The sequence below is a fragment of the Corynebacterium sp. LaCa_70 genome (assembly GCF_058182015.1).
The window spans coordinates 1,268,228-1,289,315 of record NZ_CP190914.1; the positions used below are offsets into that span (position 1 = coordinate 1,268,228).

A 21,088-nucleotide genomic window follows, 5' to 3' on the forward strand; every position below is an offset into this window, starting at 1 on the left:
CGTAATAACTAAAAATTACCCAACTTATCCAATATGAATTGGATCAACCTGAATCCGCAATGGCAACTCATCTTTCCGCAGACTCCGAGCCACCGCCGCAGTGCGTAGCGCTGACCCTAATTCAGCCCGGGGCCCTAAGGGAGTACGCACCAGGATTCGTTGTGGTGGCCCAAAACGCTGCTCATCATATTCCCCCGGTAATCGCGTTGAACGCGGCAGATCCACCGGACCGAGGACTTCCGCATGCTTCGGCAGCTCAACTAGATCCAAAAATAAATCCAGGCTGGCATCGGCTCCATCAATCGCAGCCATATGCACCGCCGGCGGAAACCGCGTTTCCCGTCGGCCCGCCAATTCCGCGGCCGCAGCGGCAATCGGATCCCACCGGATAAACATCTGCACTGCTGGCAAACCAGCAGCTGCAACCACAATCACCGTGCCACCAGCCGCCCGGCTTTCCACTAACGCGGCCGCACGCATCCAGGTCGCGAGCGTATCTTCTGCAGCCCGCAGATCCTGTCGCCCGAGCAAAGCCCACGTATCAAGAAAGAGCGCGGCACCATAACATCCGTCTTCCACCTGAGGCTCCGCACCCGGTGTTGCCACCACGAGCGCTGGGCCATTGGGCACGGAATCCAGTACTCGCGAACCACCCGAGGTAATTACCCGCGTCGATGGGAATGCCCTACCAAGTTCTTCAGCTGTGCGTTGCGCTCCCAAGACCACGGCGCGCAGCTTGTGCGAACCACACTCACCACAACGAAACGACGAGTGTATTGCCCCGCACCAACGGCACGTCGGTACCGATGCCTCTGTATTCTCATGCTCCGGCAAGCCCAACGGGCCATTACATGTCCGACAGCGCGCTGGATGACGACACCGCCCACAAGCAAGCGTCGGGATATAGCCTTTCCGGGGGACCTGCACCAGCACAGGCTTCGCGGAAGACAGTGCGCGACGAGCGGTAGTGAAAGCCAGCCCCGGTATTCGAGCTTGGGCAGCACCAGGGTCTTTTTCGAGTTCAAAATCTGTATCTGCAGCTGCGCGAATCAGTGGCGCTGCCTCCCGCACCTGGTCCCGGGAAGCCACCAAATTATGCATCCAGCCGGCTTCAACCAACAGCTGTGTTTCTGCAGTTCGTGCATACCCACCGATCAACAACGAGCACTTTTCCAACCCAACACGCGTGGTCAGAATTTCCCGCGCATGGGCGTACGGCGCACGCGGATCTATCAGGTTTTCATCACCATCATCGATGATCACCGCCAACCGTAAATTGGCGACTGGCGCAAATGCCGCATTGCGGGTGCCGACGACCACACGCGCTTGGCCGTGTAAAACCGACAGAAAACGGCGGTAGCGCGCTTGCGGCCCCAATTGGGCATGAAGAGTCGTAATCTGCTTTGGGCCCACATACTCCCGAAACGCGGATTCTAAACGATCGACATCCCGCTGATCAGGCACAACCAGCAAAACCCCGCCACCGTCAATGGCAACCTTAGCCGCCAACGACGCCACTACGCTTGCCCAATCATCGCCCGGGGTAATCTGCCAAGCCGCACGAGACGGCTGGCCCGACAGTACCGAATCTACAAACGACTCCCCGTACTGATAATTCGACCACCCTGATAAGTCAGGCTCGGTTGGTTCACCAAGATCCTCCCACGCGGTAGCGAAATCCGCTGTCTCTGCTTGCTTGTGCCGCGGAGGAATCGCATTGCGGATAATATCGGCTCGGGTGCCGCTATAGCGCTGCGCTAACGACTCGACCAAAGCTGCCGTATGTTCCGGATAGACCACATCCGGTGAATACACCCGTTCAAGATAACGCAACCTGCCGGCATGATCAGAATGCTCGCGCCGCTCCAAAACGATGCCGTCGACAAGCCTGCCATGAAAACGTATGCGTACCCGGGTACCAGCCTGCGCAGCCTCATCATCTTTGTCCGCGACCAGATAATCAAACCCGCGGTCCAGGTGTGCTAGCCCAAGCAATGGCAGCACATGGGCGACCGGACGGGCTAGCTGCATTGCATCTCCTCGAACAGTTACGACACCCCTGCAGCGGAACGCAGTTGCTCGACCCGGTTTGTTTGCTCCCATGGCAAATTCAGATCGTCGCGGCCGAAGTGACCATACGCCGCGGTGGGACGGTAAATCGGACGAAGCAAATCCAATTCGCGGATGATAACGGCAGGTCGCAAATCGAAAGTCTGTGCAACCGCTGCCTGAATGGATTCGTCATCCAAACCATGATGTGCGGTGCCGAAGGTCTCGACGTAGAGCCCTACCGGATTAGCCCGACCGATAGCATAGGCAACCTGGACCTCTGCGCGATCCGCGAGGCCAGCGGCTACGATATTTTTCGCTACCCACCGCATCGCATAAGCCGCTGAACGATCTACTTTTGACGGATCCTTTCCCGAAAATGCACCACCACCATGGCGCGCCATTCCGCCATAAGTATCGACGATGATCTTCCGGCCGGTCAGCCCTGCATCGCCCATGGGACCGCCGAGAATAAAGGAACCAGACGGATTAATCAGCAAGGTGACATCGTCGGTATAAAAATCGTGCAACCCCGCCTGCTCGATCACGTGCTCGATGACATGGGTACGAAGTTGCTCTTCCAGCCACTCCTGGCTGACCTCTGGATCATGTTGCGTAGAAATCACAATCGTATCGATGTGCGACGGTTTTTGTCCGGTATAAGCAAAAGTTACCTGCGTTTTGCCATCCGGGCGCAAGTGCGGCACAATCCCCTGCTTACGCACGTCAGTGAGCCTACGAGACAACCGATGCGCGAGTGCAATTGGAAGCGGCATAAACTCCGGAGTCTCATTCGTGGCATAGCCGAACATCAGCCCCTGGTCACCGGCACCCGCGACGTCGTCATCATCCAGCTGAGAACCAGACCTGGCTTCGTGTGATCGATCCACACCGTCGCCGATTTCTTGGGACTGCTCACCGATGGCAATGTTCACGCCGCAAGTCCGACCGTCGAATCCGACATCCGAGCTCGTGAAACCAATCTCCAACAAAGTCTTGCGCACCAATTGCGGAATTTCTACATAACCGGTGGTCCGGACCTCACCTGCCACATGCACCTGGCCGGTGGTGACCAGCGTTTCGACGGCAACACGCGCGTGCTGATCTTTCTCGAGCAACGCATCAAGGATGCTGTCCGAAATGGCATCGCAAATCTTATCCGGATGACCTTCCGTCACGGACTCGGAAGTAAACAAGCGCAGGCCGTTGGCGCTTGCGCGAACTGGTGCAGCCACGAAAAATCCTTAGAACACAGAGAAAGCAACGTACAAAACCGAACTATTTACCAGCATCGGCACAACACAGCATGCGCGCATTACAATGACGCGGAATGCCATAGCGCAACACCGGCACAATACTCAGCGCAGCGCACAACGCCGCGCAGGAACAACAATTAGTATAGACAAAGCGGTCTATAGAAGCAACGCTAGCTTGTCCCAAATTTGGGCGGAAACTACGTGCTTCGAGCCCGCGGCAACCTCGGTAACAGTGCCATCGCTGTCCAAGAGAAATCCTTGATTGGTCGTTTGCCCGAAGACTTTGCCCGGCCCTACTTCATTGCACATCAGCACGTCGCAGCCTTTACTCTGCAACTTATCCTGGGCATATTCCAGAATAGATTGCTTATCATCTCCAGTTTCGGCAGCAAAGCCCATAATCACAGTCTCAGCAGCCAAACTTCCGCCAGCTCGCGCTTCCACCAAACTAGCCAGCACGTCCGGGTTTTCCACCAGCTCAATCGTGCTCAGTCCTGCAGCACCCTGCGACTTTTTCATCTTATGCTCGGCGGGCCTAGCAGGACGGAAGTCCGATACCGCCGCGGCCATGATAATCACGTCCGCACCTTCGGCTTGATTATGCATTGCATGCTGCAACTCCACGGTGGTTTCCACCGGGATGACCTTGACACCTGGAGGATTGGGCAGCGTGGAATTATTCGCAGCTACAAGCGTTACCGTGGCGCCCCGTTGTACCGCGATTTCTGCAAGCGCGAAGCCTTGCCGCCCCGACGAATGGTTTCCGATAAAACGAACCGGATCGATAACTTCTTGGGTGCCTCCAGCACTAATAAGCACGTTCACACCGGTAAGGTTGTGCTCCATCGACGCACCAGAAAATACAGTGCGCGCAACCGCCGCAATATGGCTGGGATCAGGAAGACGGCCTGCACCCGAGTCTTTCCCAGTCAGGCGGCCCACTGCGGGGTTGAGCACCACGATTCCGCGTTCCCGCAGCGTCGCGACATTCGCCTGCGTCGCCGGATTATTCCACATTTCGGTATGCATAGCCGGCGCAATAATCACCGGGCACGTAGCGACCAGCACGGTAGCAGCCAGTAAATCGTCGGCACGCCCTGCAGCTACGCGGGCCAAAAAATCGGCCGTCGCAGGCGCAATCACGATTCCGTCGGCCTCTTGCCCATAACGAACATGCGCGACCTCATGTACGTCCTCGAACACCGAAGTGGAAACCGGATTACCGGATAAAGCCTCAAATGTTGCTGCCCCGACAAACTGTAATGCCGAATTCGTCGGAATAACGCGTACCTGATCGCCGTCTTCCGTGAATTCCCGAACGAGCTGGCACGCCTTAAAAGCAGCGATCCCACCACATACCCCGACGACAATATTGTGTGGATGGCGTGCGCCATCGAAATTGCGCGGGCTCTCTGAGGTGGCAGCGTTCATCGTCGATCCGATCTGGGACATAGTGTGGGGCTCCTGTAAATTCGCCTAGCTCATAATTGGCACGTAGAAAAAGCCTACCGCGGTAAACAGGATGGCGATAAAGCCGATCGCCACATAGATGTACCGATTGGTGCGTTTGACCTCGGCTACCGTGACATCTGATTCCACGCGTTGCTTCAACTCCGAGATATATTGCCACGAGCTTTCTTCCACCGGCTTCACCTTCGAACCGACGATAACGGCAATCAAGCTGGCTGCGAGGCCGAACAGTACCGGGTGGAACGCCATCGGCCAATCAACACCGCCGAAAGTCTTGATGCTTTCCAGGATCAACGTGATGACACCGCCACAGAGCATTCCCCAGAAAGCGCCTGCTTCGGAAATCCGCTTGGATTGCGTAGAAGCAAAAGCCACAATGCCCCAGGATGCGGCAAAGAAAGACGCCGCCATATAGCCAATATCCAACACGCTTGGCGTCGCGACATATGCCAGCAGCAACGCAATACCGCCGACGATAAACATCGACCAACGAGCTGAGCGCACGTTATCAGTATTCGTGTCGCTGCCATCCAACCCCTCGCCACGGCGGAACAAGGGCCCAACGTCGTGCGCTGCGCTGAAACCGACCAATGATAAAAAGGTCGACGCAGAAGACAGGCCGGCAGCGACAATTCCGGTCACGAGGATAACACCAACCGCGGTGGGCATGACGTTGTAGGCAGCCCAGATAAACACCTGAGAATTTGGCTCAATATCTGGATTAATCAAGTTCACCGCGTACGCCGCAAACATAATGAAGAGATAAAATGACGGGATGATCAGCAGCGTCACAATACCCGCACGGATAGCAGTGTGACTGGTTTTTGCCATCATATAACGAGAAGCCTGCCACGGACTCACGGCAGTCACGAACGCCCACACCAGGCCAAAGGTGAAGATATAAATCAGCGCTTCACCAATGGAATTCAGCCTCTCGCCAGGCCCCTCAATCTGCCCATGCCACAATAAGCCCTCACGCAATGTCGGGTCTGCTGCCAATTGCGTGAAAGTTTCTTTTACTCCGCCTGCTTCGCGGAAAATTGCAATCGATCCCAGGATTCCGCCGATAAGGAAGAAGAAAAACATCATCGTATCGGTGATGATCACGCCCTTGGAACCGGACAACACCGTAAAGATGGTGAATGCTACCCAGGTGATGAACACGGCCCAGAAGCCATCGATGCCCAGGATCGCTTCGATGACCACCGCGAGACCACGAGTGACGGTAACAAGGTATAAGCCCATACCGATCAGCACGGACGCGCCGGCTAGTGCGCGAAGGCGCGAAGAATTAAAGCGATTGCCGAAAAATTCGGGGATAGTCAGTGCTTCCGAATCGCGCAAGTAGCGACCAAACAGGACCACGCCGGCCAAATAGCCCATCTTGGACATCACGCCCAAAAGCAAGATCGGCCACGGGAAGCCATCATAAGCCATTCCGGCCTCTCCCATGAGCGCGACCGTCGACAAGAACGACGCAACTAGCGTGCCGACGATGAACAGGACGCCAACGTTACGACCAGCAACGAAATAATCGTTTTTGTTATTGATCCCCCGGCTGACCCAAATACCTACAACGAGAAATCCAAGGAACGAGAGGATGACAGTGATGGTAAACGTATCCACTATTTCTCAGCCTCCCCCTTCTGCTCGGCGGAGTGCTGGGCATTTTTGAGTTCGGAATTGAGCTTCCAATAGGCCAAGCCAAGTCCGATACTAAACACCACGATGTGCAATATGCTGGGAAATAGCAGTTCGAGCATTCATCACTCCATTCAACAACTGATCAAAACTGGTAGGGAAACAATGGAATCCTAGCGTATTCGGGAGTTTTTGTCAGTTTTCTCACAACTTTCGCAGCTTCCTCCAACCTGAGACGGACCCCGGTGGGGGTAATGCGAAAAGCCAAAGCCCACCGCCCCGTGTCTGGGGAGGTGGGCTAGCTATGTGCGGCTCTTGCTTAAGCAGATACCAAAGCTTAACGAGCTTCCTCGTGATCCAACAGGCCTTCTTCAATCTCACGCAACGACAGCGACAATGGTTTTTCGCCTGGTTCCGGGGTGACCAATGGACCGACGAATTCAAATACGCCTTCGTCTTGTTCCTGATAGTAGCTATTGATCTGACGTGCCCGTTTAGCGGCGAAGATCACCAAAGCGTACTTCGACGACACTTTATTCAACAATTCGTCGATTGGTGGATCCGTGATGCCTTCAGGTTTATCGAAGACGCTGTCAGTTTTCGTGGACTCGGTAGTCACTACGAGACCAACCCCTTTTCGCGTTGATGTTTAGAAAAATTATAAGCCGTATCAGAGCCGTGGAAGACGAGCGCCGCCAACTGCCTAGAATTGTCTTAGCTGCGCAGAAACTCGCTAATGGTCTCTACTGCCCTGTCCAGATCGTCATTAACCACGACGTGATCAAATTCATTTTGGGCGTCCAACTCGACACGGGCTGTTTCCAGACGCCGACGCACGACGTCGTCGGGCTCAGTGCCACGGTTACTCAACCTATCGCACAGCACGTCCCATGATGGTGGAGCTAAGAATACAGTCGTGGCTTCCGGCATTTTAGCTTTGACGTTTCGGGCGCCTTCCAAATCCACCTCAACCAGCACAGGCCGCCCCTGAGACAAAGCCTTGGTGACGGGTTCGGCTGGAGTACCCGAACGCTGCAAACCGGAATGTACCTCTGCCCATTCCAGCATCTCGCCGTTATCGATGGTCTCCTGAAAACGTTCCGGGGTGACGAAATAATAATCAATTCCGTCAGTTTCCCCTGGACGCGGATCCCGAGTCGTCATCGAAACCGAGAAGTAGAGATCGTGGATCGCGGCGCGAAGCTGTTTCACCACCGTGGATTTTCCCACGGCAGTTGGTCCAGCAAGCACAACCAAACGGCCACGTGGTGTCACACCGGGCATGCGCTTTAGTCTTCGGAGTAGCCGAAACGATCCAGCAGCGCACGGCGCTGACGCTCACCGAGACCACGCAGACGGCGGGTCTGGGCAATCTCCAGGTCCTCCATGATTTCGCGGGCCTTGACCTTACCGACCTTTGGCAAGGCCTCCAGAAGTGCTGCGACCTTGGTCTTACCGATGATTTCATCGGTTTCTGCCTTGTCGAGGACTTCCTTCAGGTTAGTTCCGCCACGCTTCAGTTCGGCTTTGAGCTCAGCGCGCGCCTTGCGGGCCTCAGCAGCCTTTGCCAGGGCTTCTTTACGCTGCTCATCAGTCAACTTTGGAAGGGCCACGTGGATTCCTCCGATTCAATGTGGGTTTGTTGTTCTTATCAACGGCAACTGTAGCAGTCATGCACCAATTACCGCCCGAATGGGAATTATAGAGCTTCAACGATGTCAGACGAAGATAAACCAACCGCGGTCGGTTCCCGAACGCAACATCGCCGGCTTTTTGCATATCTTAACACCGTAACCAGGCATTCCGCGATTTCGCACCTTGGATACCGCAGAGTTTTACCACGTCAAAGCATCAGGAGGCACAGACGAAAGCCTTGCACGTGGGTCTTAGCACCCCGGAAACTGTGCAGCTTGCTCAACTACTGCTTTATGCAGGTCAGCAATGTCTGGACCAGCCGAAAGTACACTGCGTGAGACATTCGGAAAAGCCCAGTGGGCAGCGTCTGTCGCTATCCGTGCGATATCAGCCACAGTGCCGCCTTGCACACCAACGCCAGGCATGAGCACCGGTCCGTTAAACCCGCGAAGATCGGGCGGGGTGTGGACTGTCGCACCAACGACGATGCCTAGCGTCGCTGATTTCTGCGTCGCGTTGTAATCACGACAATAATTGACGACGTGCTGCGCCAAGCTCGTGCCGTTACGTTGGAAATTCTGGAATTCGACGGCTTCCGGGTTCGACGTCGCTGCCAAGACGAACACGCCTGTGCCGGTTGCCTCAGCGGTGTCAATCACAGGTTTCAGCGCACCGAGTCCAAGATAAGGAGCAACCGTGACAGCATCCGCTCGGAGAGGTGAGGCTGGGTCAAGCCACGCAGACGCATACCCAGCCATGGTAGAACCGATGTCTCCGCGCTTTGCGTCCGCGATGACCAACGCACCCGCCGCACGCAGTTCCGCAAGGGTTTCCTCGAGCACTGCAAAACCTGCGGATCCAAACCGTTCATAGAACGCCACCTGGGGCTTGACGACGCATGCCGTATCCGCAAACGCCTCCACGCACCGGCGCGAAAACTCCCGCAATCCATCGACGTCGTCGTTCAGTCCCCAATCGCGTAATAGCGCGGCATGCGGATCAATACCGACGCAGAGCCGCCCGCGCTCAGCGGAACGCTCGCGAATACGCTCTCCGAAACTGAGAAGAGTTCCAGCACCCGGTGCACTACTCGCCATGGTTGAGCTCCTGCAGGCTACGAACGGTTAATTCATCACCACGCAGGGCTTCGATTCCCTGCACAGCAGCGGTAATACCCTGCACGGTAGTCACCGCCGGAATGCCTACCGAAATTGCAGCGCTACGAATGTCATATCCATCGTGCCGTGCCCCAGCAGATCCCGCCGGTGTATTCAGAATCAGATCGATATCACCTTCGGTGATCTGATCCACGATGGATTTGCCCTCGACATTGCCTGAGCGGATTTCCGAGGCCTTGTACGCAACTTCACAATCGATGCCGTTACGACGCAACATCTGCGCGGTTCCAGCTGTGGCGACGAGCTTGAATCCCATTGATGCCAAACGCTGGATTGGCACGATCAGTGTACGCTTATCGCGGTTCGCCACCGATACGAATACGGTGCCATCACGTGGTGGACAACCAAACGCAGCGGTTTCTGCTTTCGCATAAGCCGCACCAAAGTTGTCTGCCAATCCCATTACCTCACCAGTAGATTTCATCTCTGGCGACAGCAAAGTATCCAGCGGGGTGCCGTCCGGGCGCCGGAATCGTTTAAATGGCATCACTGCTTCTTTCACCGCAATTGGGTGATCCAGCGGCAGCGATCCACCGTCATAAGTAGTTGGGACCATGCCCTCGGCGCGCAAATCTTGCAGGCTTGCACCGAGCATGATCCGCGCGGCGGCTTTCGCCAGTGGAACACCGGTCGCCTTCGACACAAATGGAACCGTACGGGAGGCACGTGGATTCGCTTCGATGACATAGAGGATGTCGTCTTTCAAGGCGAATTGCACGTTGATCAAGCCCTTGACGCCAATACCGTGAGCCAATGCCTTGGTCGATTCACGCACCTTGTCGATATCTTCTGGCCCGAGCGTCATCGGCGGCAAAGCACATGAAGAGTCACCAGAGTGAATACCTGCTTCTTCGATGTGCTCCATCACGCCAGCAAGATAAACCTCTTCGCCATCACACAGGGCGTCAACGTCGATCTCAATTGCCGAATCCAGGAAGCGGTCCACCAACACAGGGTGGTCTTCGCTCAGCTCTGTCGCACGTTCGATGTAATTTTCCAGGCTGGCTTCGTCGTACACGATTTCCATGCCGCGTCCACCGAGCACATAAGACGGACGAACGAGGACTGGATACCCAATCTGTGCGGCAACGTCGCGGGCTTCTGCATAGGAAGTGGCTGTACCGAAATCTGGTGCTGGCAACTGGGCCTTGGCCAGTACTTTGCCGAACACTCCCCGGTCTTCTGCGTTGTTGATGGCCTCGGGGCTCGTACCGACCACAGGAACACCAGCAGCTTCCAAGCGCTCTGCCAAGCCCAGTGGGGTTTGCCCACCGAGCTGCACGATCACACCGGCGACATTTCCCGACTGAGATTCTGCGTGGTAGACCTCCATGACATCTTCGAAGGTCAGTGGCTCGAAATACAGGCGGTCGGCTGTGTCGTAGTCCGTCGAGACGGTCTCCGGGTTGCAGTTGACCATGACGGTTTCGTAGCCAATGCGTGATAGCTCCAGTGCGGCGTGCACGCAGGAGTAGTCAAACTCAATTCCCTGGCCAATGCGGTTCGGACCAGAGCCTAAGATGATGACCTTGTCCTTATCCCGCTGTTCGGAAACCTCCGACTCTGCATTCGGATCATATTCGTAGGCCGAATAGTGATACGGCGTGTGGGCTTCGAATTCACCGGCGCAGGTATCGACTGTCTTATATACCGGCCTAATACCCAGACTCCACCGCAGGGAACGCACGCCATTTTCCCCCGCGAACTCTGGGCGCAGTGCAGCAATTTGGGCGTCGGAAAGCCCCATGACCTTTGCTTGCCGCAGCAACTGTTCATCCAGTACTGGGGCGGTACGCAGGTAGTTACCGAATTCCACCAAGTGTGCGAGTTCGGCAAGGAACCAAGGGTCGATCTCCGATGCTTCGTGTACCGCGTCAACGCTGGCGCCCCACCGTAACGCAAGTTCGGCGTCGTACATGCGGCCTGCGGTTGGCCGTCGCAAACGATCCAATACTTCCGAGACGTTTGTCGCATCCCCCGCGATGACCTCATCCGGCACCGTCCACAAACCAAACGGCTTGGATTCCAGCGAACGCATAACCTTGTTCAGGCCTTGGATATAGTTACGACCAATTCCCATCGCCTCGCCCACCGATTTCATGGTGGTGGTCAGCGTGTCATCGGCGCCCGGGAATTTTTCGAAAGCAAAGCGTGGAGCCTTGACGATAACGTAGTCCAGCGTCGGCTCGAATGCCGCCGGGGTGGTCCCGGTGATGTCGTTGGTGACCTCATCCAGGGAATAGCCGATGGCGAGTTTGGCAGCCAATTTAGCGATCGGGAATCCAGTCGCCTTGGAAGCTAGCGCCGAGGAACGTGACACGCGAGGGTTCATCTCAATAACAATGATCCGCCCGTCGTCCGGATTGATTGCAAATTGAATATTGCAGCCACCCGTGTCGACGCCAACTTCGCGGATGATGTCGATTCCCAAATCGCGCATCTTTTGGAATTCACGGTCCGTCAGCGTCAAAGCAGGCGCCACGGTAACCGAGTCACCGGTGTGTACGCCAAGAGCATCGACGTTTTCGATTGATGCGATAACCACGACATTATCGTCACCATCACGCATCAGCTCCAGCTCGAATTCTTTCCACCCCAAAATGGATTCTTCAATCAGGACGTTCGCATCTGGCGAAGCTGCAATACCGCCTCCGGCAATTCGGTCCAGGTCTTCGTAGGTATACGCCAAACCAGACCCCAGTCCGCCCATGGTAAACGACGGCCGTACCACAACCGGAAGTCCCAATCGTTCGACGCATGCATGCACTTCGTCCATGGTGTAGCAAACTTCCGAACGCGCGGACTCGCCGCCGACCTTCTCGACGATATCTTTGAACTTCTGTCGATCTTCGCCTCGTTCGATGGCATCGATATCGGCACCGATCAGTTCAATACCGTGCTTGTCGAGGATTCCCGCGCGATCCAGCTGGATTGCTGCGTTCAGGGCAGTTTGTCCACCGAGCGTTGCTAGCACCGCGTCGATCGGGTGCCCACCAGCTCGTTCTTTGTCAATAATCTTCTCGATGTATTCGGTCTCGATCGGCTCCACATAGGTGGCATCCGCAAATTCCGGGTCAGTCATGATTGTCGCCGGGTTTGAGTTCACGAGTGTGACCCGCAGGCCCTCGGATTTCAGGACGCGGCAGGCCTGGGTACCCGAGTAGTCGAATTCGCAGGCTTGGCCGATGACGATTGGTCCGGATCCAATAACCAGGACGTGGTGAATATCAGGGCGCTTCGGCATAATTAAGCTTTCCTTTCCTGGCTGTGCTGCTCAAGCAGCGCGAGAAATTGATCAAAGAGCGGGTGGGCATCGTGTGGGCCAGCAGCAGACTCCGGGTGATATTGCACGGAATAAGCCAGGCCACTGCGCAAAGCGACGCCTTCGACGGTGCCATCATTCAGGCAAGTATGCGTGATTAACGCTGGGCCGAAATCGGTCGAAAACGCACGGTCGGTTTCCTGGCAATCGGCAGGCAACGTCTCGGTATTACCCGGGGCGGCCAACGCGAAACCGTGATTTTGCGAAGTGATATCAATCTTGCCGCTCTCGTGATGCAGTACCGGAACATTGATGCCACGGTGACCAAACTTCATCTTGTACGTCTGCAAGCCCAGGGCCCGGCCGAGCAGCTGGTTACCGAAACAAATACCGAAGAATGGAATTTTTGCCGCCAGAATCTCCCGCAGGGTGGCAACCATATCGTCAGCGGTTGCTGGGTCTCCCGGACCATTGGAGATAAATACCCCGTCTGGTTGCAGCTTTTCTACCTCGGCGAAACTGGTTCCCGCTGGCACCACCACAGTTTCAATGCCACGGCGTGCGAAATTACGTGGCGTTGCTGTTTTAATTCCCATGTCAAATGCAACGATGCGGTAGCGAGTCGCACCTACCGCAGGCACGGTGTAGGCCTTGTCGACGGAGACTTCCCCGGCCAAATCCGCGCCCGCCATATCTTCTTGCTCACGGACCTCCGCGATCAATTCATCATGTGGTCGCTGTGCCTGTTCACCAGAGAAAATTCCCGCCTTGACGGAACCATGGTTACGCAAACGACGGACTAAAGTTCGGGTATCGATACCGGAAATGCCAATGACGCCTTGTTGCTCCATCGCTTCGGGTAGCGAGGTAGTCGCACGCCAATTCGACACGCGATGTGCCAGGTCGCGAACGACCAGCCCAGCAACCCAGATGCGCCCGTCGTGTGATTCGTCATCCTCGTCGTTCCAACCGGTGTTTCCGATATGAGGTGCAGCGGTGACAACAATCTGACGGTGATATGACGGGTCCGTCATAGTTTCTTGGTAACCGGTCATCGCCGTAGTAAATACGGCCTCGCCGAGGTTTTTGCCAGTGGCGCCGAACCCAAATCCGGGATACACGCTGCCATCCCCGAGCACGAGTACCGCAGGTACCGTCTCGGGCGGGTAGCTTCGGTGTGCAGGGTTAGTCACGGTTTTCTGCCTTTCGCTTGCTGTTGTCAAATTCTCGAGTCCATTGTGCGGTAATCATTTAATCTTCCGAGCCTGTTGCCTCACCAGCGTCGGCACGCGCACAATCGGCAAGTTCATAACTCAACCCTCCCCGCAAGATCGTGTGTGTCACCTTCGCTCCAAATTCATGGCCCTCATAAGGGTTGTTCCGCGATTTCGACGCAAATTCCTCGGCCTTCGAGGTCCATGGATAAGCCGGATCCACCACAGTGAGGTTCGCCGGTTCTCCCACCGCAATCGGGCGGCCGTGATCTGGCAGTCGAGTGATTTCTGCGGGACGCTCCGACATGACGCGAGCAATAAAACGCCAGTCTGCCAAACCGGATTCCACGAAAATCTGGGCGATTACAGCCAACGAGGATTCCAGGCCGAGCATCCCCGGCTTCGCGTGTTCGAATTCCACGCACTTATCCTCGCTGCCATGGGGCGCGTGGTCGGTGGCCACGCAGTCGATTACCCCATCGAGAAGAGCTTGCCGCAGCGCCAACGTGTCCGATTCTTCACGCAACGGTGGATTAACCCGGAAAATCCCGTCATAAGTACGCAGCTTCTCGTCGTGCAGCAACAAATGATGCGGAGTAACTTCCGCGGTGATCGGGATTTCGTGTTGCTTCGACCAGCGCACCAGCTCCACTGTGCCTTCTGTGGAGGCATGGCAGATATGCACGCGGTTTCCGTAATCACGCGCCAATAGTGCATCCCGAACGACAATGGATTCTTCTGCTACCCGCGGCCAACCCGACAGCCCAAGCTGGGCTGCAGTCGCACCCTCATGGGCAACCGCAGTCTCGGTCATTCGGTGATCTTCTGCATGCTGCGCAATCAAGACGTTCAAGCCCTTGGCGTATTCCAGAGCTCGACGCATCAACTGTGGATCATTGACGCACTTCCCGTCGTCGGAAAACATCCGTACTTTCGCTGCACTGCGTGCGAGCATACCGAATTCTGTGAGGTTTTTACCTTCCAGCCCTTGCGAAATGGATCCCACCGGGTGCACATCGCACACGCCGTGCTGCTGCCCCTTGTACCAGACAGATTCCGCGATCACCGGCTGATCCGTCACCGGCTGCGTGTTTGCCATCGTGAAGACGGCTGTAAAGCCACCGCGCGCTGCAGCTTCTGAGCCACTGGCGATGGTTTCTGTGTCTTCCCTGCCGGGTTCGCGCAAGTGCACGTGCATATCGACAAGGCCCGGTAACAAAACGTTGCCCTGCAGATCGCGCTCATCATCTGCCGAGAGTTCAGCAGCTGCGTTCGAATCGGTTACCTCGATCGCCTGGATACGCCCGTCGGCAAGCAATACGTCAACGGGGTCACCCTCGCCATACGACCGCACGTTGCGCAACAACAAGGAACTTTGCGACGCCGGGCGTAATTGCCCAGTCGGCGGATATTTCTCCTGCGACGGAGTGTGGTGTGTATGCGACATGATCGTGACTTCCCCTGTGTTGTGTGAATTATGTGCTGTCATATTCTGGTTTTCACCTGCGTTCTTTAACTGACGCGTTATTCCGCTCCGGAGCCGGCCAACAACGTAAATAGCACCGCCATACGCATGTGCACTCCGTTGTTCACCTGTCCCAGCACCACGGTATTTGGGTAGTCGGCAACGTCATAGTTGATTTCCATGCCGCGCAGCATCGGACCGGGGTGCATGATAATGGCATCATCACGCAGCAATGCCGCACGCTGCTTCGACAGCCCGTAGTACGTGGCGTATTCACGGTGCGAAGGGAAGAAACCACCGTTCATGCGTTCTTTTTGCACACGCAACATCATCACGGCATCAGCCCCGGCAAGCTCGGCATCAAAATCATGACTGGTACGTACCGGCCAATGTTCCACACCGTGCGGCAGCAAGGTGTGCGGTGCCACGAGAACCACGTCCGCGCCCATTGTGGAAAGTAAATCGACATTCGAACGCACGACACGTGAGTGCAGACAATCTCCCACAATAACGACACGACGACCGGAGATCTCGCCGAGATGCTGACGCAGCGTCATCGCATCGAGCAGGGCTTGGGTCGGGTGCTGATGAGCACCATCACCGGCGTTAATCACAGACGGGCCAGAGCCGTCGGTATCCACCCAATTGGCAAGCAACTGAGCAGCTCCGGACGACGGATGCCGGGTGATAATCGCATCGGCACCGATTGCGGCCAACGTCAACCCGGTATCGCGCAGGGACTCGCCTTTGGACACCGACGACGACGACGCAGATAGGTTAATCACATCGGCGCTCATCCATTTACCGGCAGTTTCAAACGACGAGCGGGTACGAGTCGAGTTTTCGTAAAACAAGGTATAAATCGTCCGCCCCCGCAACGTCGGAAGCTTCTTCACATCGCGATCAGCCAGGGCTTCGGAAAACCGCTCAGCCTCATCCAACAGTCCCGTAATTTGGTCCGCGTTTAAATCCGCAATGGATAGTAAGTGCTTCACTACTTGTCCCCTTGCCTAGGCTGGTCGTCTACTAGATCAGTGGTTGCGGTATCGGTCGATAGTGTCGACTCTACGAATTCTGCTGATGTAGCTGCTTGGTGCTGCGTAACCCGGTCCTGCACACTGCGCATTCCGCGTGACAAGATCACGGCGTCGCGGCCGTCGATATCCGAATTCAAAACAGAAATGCCCTCGGTACGCGCAGTCGGGAGATTCTTGCCGACGAAATCAGCGCGGATCGGGAGTTCACGGTGGCCGCGATCCACTAATACGGCCAGTTGAATTGCGCGTGGGCGGCCAATATCGGACAGTGCGTCGAGTGCTGCGCGAATGGTACGCCCGGAAAACAGCACATCGTCGACAAGCACCACGATGGCCTCGTCGATGCCTCCACGCGGAATCGATGTGGGTTTTAGCGCGCGGTGTGGTTTCGAACGAAGGTCATCACGATACAAAGTGATATCTAGCGCGCCAGTGGCGACAGCCTGGCCAGAAAACTCGTGAATCTTGTCCGCGATACTCTCCGCCAAGGGAAGGCCCCCGGACGGAATGCCCAGTAAGATCACCGGCGCCGAGTCTGGCGAGCCGATGGCGTTTTTCTCAATAATTTGGTGCGCGATGCGTGCGATCGTGCGCGAAATTGCAGCAGCGCTCAACAACTCAGTTGTTTCTGCTGCCTCCGCGGACGGTTCTTCCACTGTCATCGTGCCCTCCTTCCCCGCCTCTCTGTGCGGATTTTAAAGGATGCCGACTGCATTCATGGTTGGGTCTATGATGGAGACACCGCTTCAGTCTAGCACTAAGGATTACGCGCGTGAGCTTTTCCGCCCAACATCTCGTTCCAGCCCCACGCTCCGAAGTGTGGGATTGGCACACCCGCCCAGGGGCAATCAGTCGACTCACCCCGCCGTTTCTGCCGATGACGCCACAGACCGAAGCAACGAGTCTTGCCGACGGCACCACAATTTTCCGGCTCCCGGCAGGGCTGAAATGGGTCGCACGCCACGATCTCACGCGCTACCAACCCGAAATATCGTTTACTGATTTTTGCATCAATTCCCCAGTCCGACAGCTCGCACAATGGCGCCATGATCACCACTTCGCCGATGGTGAGCTGCCGAATACCACCACAATCACCGACACTGTCCACACACGTGCACCCGCTCATTTATTGCGCCCGGTGTTTGCTTATCGGCAGCGTCAGCTCATCGCGGATTTATCGTTCTTACAGTCGTTGAAGGACGCAGGCTTCGCAGGGGCAACGTCCGCAGCCACGACCGGAAAAAACTCCATAGAGCCCGTACCAGGAAAAGCTCTCACGATCGCCATGACCGGCGCCCATGGTTCTGTCGGACGCAGCTTGAAAGCCCAACTAACCACAGCTGGACATACTGTCATTGAGCTGGTGCGCGGGGAAGCGAAAACCGGTCAGCGCCACTGGCACACCCACTACCCTTCATCACATCTTCTCGCAGGCGTCGATGTCCTTGTACATTTAGCGGGTGAACCTATTTTTGGCCGCTTCAACGAAGCACACAAAAAAGAGATTCGCGGCTCACGGGTAGACCCAACCTATAAACTGGCACGCTTAGTCGCAGACTCACCGACTGTTACGACGATGGTCTGTGCTTCTGCTATCGGCTACTACGGCCCAGATCGCGGTCCCGAAATTCTCACAGAAAATTCCGAGCGCGGCGATGGCTTTTTGGCCGATGTGGTCGCTGACTGGGAACTTGCATGTCGACCGGCATTAGAAGCCGGAAAACGTGTGGTCAATATCCGTACTGGGGTGACGCTGTCCGGAAACTCTGGTTTGCTTCCACTGCTGAAGACATTGTTTTCCACCGGTTTGGGCGGGAGTTTTGGTGATGGAAATTTCTGGTTCAGCTGGATCGCGATGGATGATTTAACCGATATTTATACCCGAGTAATCGTTGACTCTCGGATTACCGGCGCAATCAACGCGGCAGCCCCGCAGCCATTGCTCAACAAAGATATGGCTAAAGCACTCGGTACTGAATTAAATCGCCCGACGCTGCTTCCAGTCCCCACATTCGGACCCAAATTACTACTGGGTAAAGAAGGCGCCCACGAATTAGCTTTGGCAAATCAACGGGTCTCCAGTGCAAAGATTAGCCAGCTCGGCCACCAATTCCGTTTTCCCACTCTTGATGCTGCCCTCGCTCACGAACTTGGGGGTGAACAGCTACAAGACGAATAAATACAGTATGGGAAAACCAGTACTAACACTGAAACTTACACTGTGGCCAATGATTTTCCGGCTAGTTTGCCGGTACGGTGGCAATGGTTAGAAGCAAACCCAACGCGAACGGAAAGAGCATATGAGCCAACAACCAACGCCGAATGAGCAAGATCGCTCGCCGGAAACCGTCGGTGACATTGCAGAAGTCACCTTCGAGCGCATAGGTGAGATTCTTGACGCCGAAAAGCTCGTGTACCGCAACGAGGAACAAGAAATTCCCGACGGCAGCACATTGCAGGTAGTACGCACCGGATTTAGTAATGCAGCAATCGCGATCAGCGTCCGGCAAAACATGCTTATCGTCGATTCACTCTGGCGCGGGCAGCTCAGTACTAGCCAAGCGGTTGACGTGCTTGCTGTCGTAAATTCGTGGAACCAAGCACAATTTGCCCCAACGCTGCGATTTTTTGAGCAGGGAGAAAACCTGCTAGCAATTTCAGCGGTTCGTGAAGCTGATGTCAGCACTGGCATGACCCGAAACCAGTTGGGCGCGTTTTTGTTGAGCACGTTGGACGCAGTCTTGGAATCGTTCCAGGCCCTCGGCAAACAATTCCCAGACGCTGTCACCTGGGAAGAAAACCACACGCACGACGAACAGAACTAGGAGTTTCTCATGAACACCGATACAGAACTGGCCCCAGCCACCATCGACCGTGTCGTCGAGGCCATGCGTGGATTTGATGTGGAACTCACCAAGGTTGCAGGAAAAGAAATCGCTACCGCAAACCTCAACGACACCTTGTGCACATTCGCGGTGCTGGGCTCGGCAATGGTGGTCCGCTCCGAAGTCGCCACCGATACGGACTACGACAGTGCTGATGCTGGATTGTTCTTGGCTGCCAACCAAATTAATTCCACCTCGATCGGCGCACGCGCCGTTATTGCCGAGCACGAAGGCAAGTTAATCGTGCGCACCGAACGTGACATTGTGGTTGCCGCCGGAATCTCCGACGAGCAGCTCAAGGTCGCGCTCAAAGCTGCCGTCGACGGTGTGGTGCGAGCACAAGATGCGATGGTCGCCGCAGCCGACGAAATGCGAAAGCTCAATGAGCACCGCGACCAGGCTGATCACACCACCGCTGAGCACAACACCTCAGACGAGCAAGGCGCCTAGTCTCAGCGCAAAAACAGGCGCTAAGATAGTAGGTGCCAGGACGCAGCATTAACGCGGCATGGCACTACAACACGAGGAACCCGTGATTACAACTATCCGTGCAGGCGGCGGTACTGCTGCTCGACATCGTAGCTTGGCTGCGGCCAATCCAGATCCATGGCGCGCAACCGCCGCAACACCAAGTACTTCACGGCAGTACGTGCATAAAGCTTATTGTCACTAGGCACGATGTACCACGGAGCGTCCTCAGTGTGGGTGCGGTTAATGGCTATCTCATAAGCGCGCTGGTAATCTTCCCATTTCTTTCGATTGTCGAGATCAGACGGGTCAAATTTCCAGCGTTTATCATGTCGTTGCAGCCGACGTGCCAGGTTAGATTTCTGGAATTCTGCAGAAATATGCAGCATTATTTTGATAATGCGCACCCCGCGTGCTGCAAGCTGAGATTCAAAATCAACGATCGCATCATAGCGACGCTCGATCTCGTCAGCTGGCGCCATTTTCTCTACTCGCTGAATTAGAACATCTTCATAATGCGAGCGGTCAAACACGACGATTTCGCCGTCCTCCGGCGCATGCTTGTTGATGCGCCACAGGAAATCATGGTTCCGTTCTTCTTCAGTTGGCGCGCCGAATCCCACGGGACGCAAGCCTTGGGGGTCAAAAACTGACAACGCGTTGCGGATCATTCCGCCTTTGCCAGATGTATCCATGCCCTGCAAAATCAACAAGATGGATCCAGATTGTGCGGTCCCTAGGCGAGAATGCGCAAATAATTTTTCCTGCAGTTGCCGCAGTTCCGCATCGAATTTACGGAATCGTCTCCGCATCCTCTTCCCGCGCGGATTACCGGAAAACCCGGGAGTCGACTGTGGATCAATTGCGGACAATTCTACGGGTGGAACTGCCCGCAACCGTTCTGCATGACGTGGTTTAAAAGACACAGAAATTAGGCTTGCTCGTCTGTGTTTTTGGCGTCGGCATCGTCGCTAGCACCATCGTCGATGTCACCAACGTCAACGCCACTGTCATCTCTGTCATCGTGAGCCATCGGATTATCAGCTGAGACGGATTGGGCAATATCGTCCAACACCGCGTGAATATACGGCGCAGCCGATTCTGTGGAATATTCACTGGCTAATTCCACGCCTTCCACCACGGCAACGGCTGCCGGTACGTCAGCGTTAAACAATATCTCCCATGCGGAAACGCGCATGATCGCGCGGTCAACTGCCGGAAGCCTTCCAAGTTCCCATTCCTGTGATAAGAAACGGGAAATTAACTCGTCAATTTCATCGAGTTTCTCTGCAGCTCCCGCGACAATTTCTTTGGTGTACTCAGCCACGGGTGGGACCGGTGATTGCTCCCATGCGGCAAGCTCCACGCGATCGTCGACAATCGCCACCGGATCAAGGTCTCTGGTTTCAGCTTCGTAAAGGATGTCCGCGGCACGGCGGCGAGCCCGGTAGCGCTTGGTGTGCAAACGCTTATCTGAGCGAGTGAAACGGGTACCGGAAGCCGCGGTTTTTTTGTTGTCTGACATACC

Annotated in this window: 18 protein-coding genes and 1 pseudogene; 3 read left to right on the forward strand and 16 right to left on the reverse strand. The window is 55.6% G+C overall.

Features of this window, described 5'->3' with window-relative positions; translation table 11 throughout:
• Positions 1–24: 24 nt before the first annotated feature.
• The 14 genes and pseudogenes from ACP8MI_RS05750 to pyrR form a co-directional block, all read right to left on the reverse strand.
• Positions 25–2,031, reverse strand: coding sequence for a primosomal protein N' (locus ACP8MI_RS05750; RefSeq protein ID WP_018119611.1), 2,007 nt, complete (start codon positions 2,029–2,031; stop codon positions 25–27).
• A 17-nt stretch (positions 2,032–2,048) separates the two neighbouring features.
• A complete protein-coding gene (metK, locus tag ACP8MI_RS05755; RefSeq protein WP_018119612.1) occupies positions 2,049–3,284 on the reverse strand; it encodes a methionine adenosyltransferase in 1,236 nt (411 codons plus the stop codon).
• Between the two features lie 177 nt (positions 3,285–3,461).
• Complete coding sequence (gene coaBC, locus ACP8MI_RS05760) at positions 3,462–4,736, reverse strand: bifunctional phosphopantothenoylcysteine decarboxylase/phosphopantothenate--cysteine ligase CoaBC (RefSeq protein WP_049148374.1); 1,275 nt, start codon at positions 4,734–4,736, stop codon at positions 3,462–3,464.
• Positions 4,737–4,781: 45 nt separating this feature from the next.
• Positions 4,782–6,401, reverse strand: a complete 1,620-nt coding sequence (locus tag ACP8MI_RS05765) for a sodium:solute symporter family protein (RefSeq protein ID WP_018119614.1) — start codon at positions 6,399–6,401, stop codon at positions 4,782–4,784.
• The gene (locus ACP8MI_RS05770) at positions 6,401–6,538 is read right to left on the reverse strand and encodes a hypothetical protein (protein WP_018119615.1); all 138 of its coding nucleotides are present in this window, start codon (positions 6,536–6,538) and stop codon (positions 6,401–6,403) included. Before ACP8MI_RS05770 ends, ACP8MI_RS05765 begins: the two co-directional genes overlap by 1 nt.
• A 215-nt stretch (positions 6,539–6,753) precedes the next feature.
• A complete protein-coding gene (gene rpoZ, locus ACP8MI_RS05775; RefSeq protein WP_018119616.1) occupies positions 6,754–7,035 on the reverse strand; it encodes a DNA-directed RNA polymerase subunit omega in 282 nt (93 codons plus the stop codon).
• Between the two features lie 95 nt (positions 7,036–7,130).
• Positions 7,131–7,700, reverse strand: a complete 570-nt coding sequence (gene gmk / locus ACP8MI_RS05780; protein ID WP_018119617.1) for a guanylate kinase — start codon at positions 7,698–7,700, stop codon at positions 7,131–7,133.
• 5 nt (positions 7,701–7,705) lie between these two features.
• Positions 7,706–8,029 carry an integration host factor, actinobacterial type gene (gene mihF, locus ACP8MI_RS05785; protein ID WP_018119618.1) on the reverse strand — a complete coding sequence of 108 codons (324 nt, stop codon included), beginning with the start codon at positions 8,027–8,029 and terminating at the stop codon, positions 7,706–7,708.
• Positions 8,030–8,302: 273 nt separating this feature from the next.
• The gene (pyrF, locus tag ACP8MI_RS05790; RefSeq protein ID WP_018119619.1) at positions 8,303–9,148 is read right to left on the reverse strand and encodes an orotidine-5'-phosphate decarboxylase; all 846 of its coding nucleotides are present in this window, start codon (positions 9,146–9,148) and stop codon (positions 8,303–8,305) included.
• Positions 9,138–12,473: a carbamoyl-phosphate synthase large subunit gene (carB, locus tag ACP8MI_RS05795; protein WP_049148314.1), complete on the reverse strand. Its 3,336-nt coding sequence runs from the start codon at positions 12,471–12,473 to the stop codon at positions 9,138–9,140. The genes pyrF and carB overlap by 11 nt, the downstream gene beginning before the upstream one ends.
• 2 nt (positions 12,474–12,475) lie before the next feature.
• Positions 12,476–13,684: a glutamine-hydrolyzing carbamoyl-phosphate synthase small subunit gene (gene carA, locus ACP8MI_RS05800; protein WP_049148315.1), complete on the reverse strand. Its 1,209-nt coding sequence runs from the start codon at positions 13,682–13,684 to the stop codon at positions 12,476–12,478.
• 58 nt (positions 13,685–13,742) lie between these two features.
• A complete protein-coding gene (locus ACP8MI_RS05805; protein WP_490290744.1) occupies positions 13,743–15,152 on the reverse strand; it encodes a dihydroorotase in 1,410 nt (469 codons plus the stop codon).
• Between the two features lie 77 nt (positions 15,153–15,229).
• Positions 15,230–16,165: an aspartate carbamoyltransferase catalytic subunit gene (locus ACP8MI_RS05810; protein ID WP_018119623.1), complete on the reverse strand. Its 936-nt coding sequence runs from the start codon at positions 16,163–16,165 to the stop codon at positions 15,230–15,232.
• A gap of 134 nt (positions 16,166–16,299) precedes the next feature.
• Positions 16,300–16,869: pseudogene (gene pyrR, locus ACP8MI_RS05815) on the reverse strand (bifunctional pyr operon transcriptional regulator/uracil phosphoribosyltransferase PyrR); the annotation flags it as partial.
• A gap of 110 nt (positions 16,870–16,979) precedes the next feature.
• Between pyrR and ACP8MI_RS05820 the strand changes: the two are divergent.
• The 3 genes from ACP8MI_RS05820 (at position 16,980) to ACP8MI_RS05830 (ending at position 19,542) form a co-directional block, all read left to right on the forward strand.
• Entirely contained in the window at positions 16,980–18,386 is a 1,407-nt protein-coding gene (locus ACP8MI_RS05820; RefSeq protein ID WP_049148316.1) for a TIGR01777 family oxidoreductase, read from the forward strand.
• Between the two features lie 121 nt (positions 18,387–18,507).
• A complete protein-coding gene (locus ACP8MI_RS05825; protein WP_018119626.1) occupies positions 18,508–19,032 on the forward strand; it encodes a YbjN domain-containing protein in 525 nt (174 codons plus the stop codon).
• Between the two features lie 9 nt (positions 19,033–19,041).
• A complete protein-coding gene (locus tag ACP8MI_RS05830; RefSeq protein WP_018119627.1) occupies positions 19,042–19,542 on the forward strand; it encodes a YbjN domain-containing protein in 501 nt (166 codons plus the stop codon).
• 92 nt (positions 19,543–19,634) lie between these two features.
• Here ACP8MI_RS05830 and ACP8MI_RS05835 read toward each other — a convergent pair whose 3' ends face one another.
• Both ACP8MI_RS05835 and nusB read right to left on the reverse strand, forming a co-directional pair.
• The gene (locus ACP8MI_RS05835) at positions 19,635–20,486 is read right to left on the reverse strand and encodes a PPK2 family polyphosphate kinase (protein ID WP_039733494.1); all 852 of its coding nucleotides are present in this window, start codon (positions 20,484–20,486) and stop codon (positions 19,635–19,637) included.
• A 5-nt stretch (positions 20,487–20,491) separates the two neighbouring features.
• Positions 20,492–21,085, reverse strand: coding sequence for a transcription antitermination factor NusB (gene nusB / locus ACP8MI_RS05840; protein ID WP_018119629.1), 594 nt, complete (start codon positions 21,083–21,085; stop codon positions 20,492–20,494).
• Positions 21,086–21,088 lie beyond the last annotated feature (3 nt).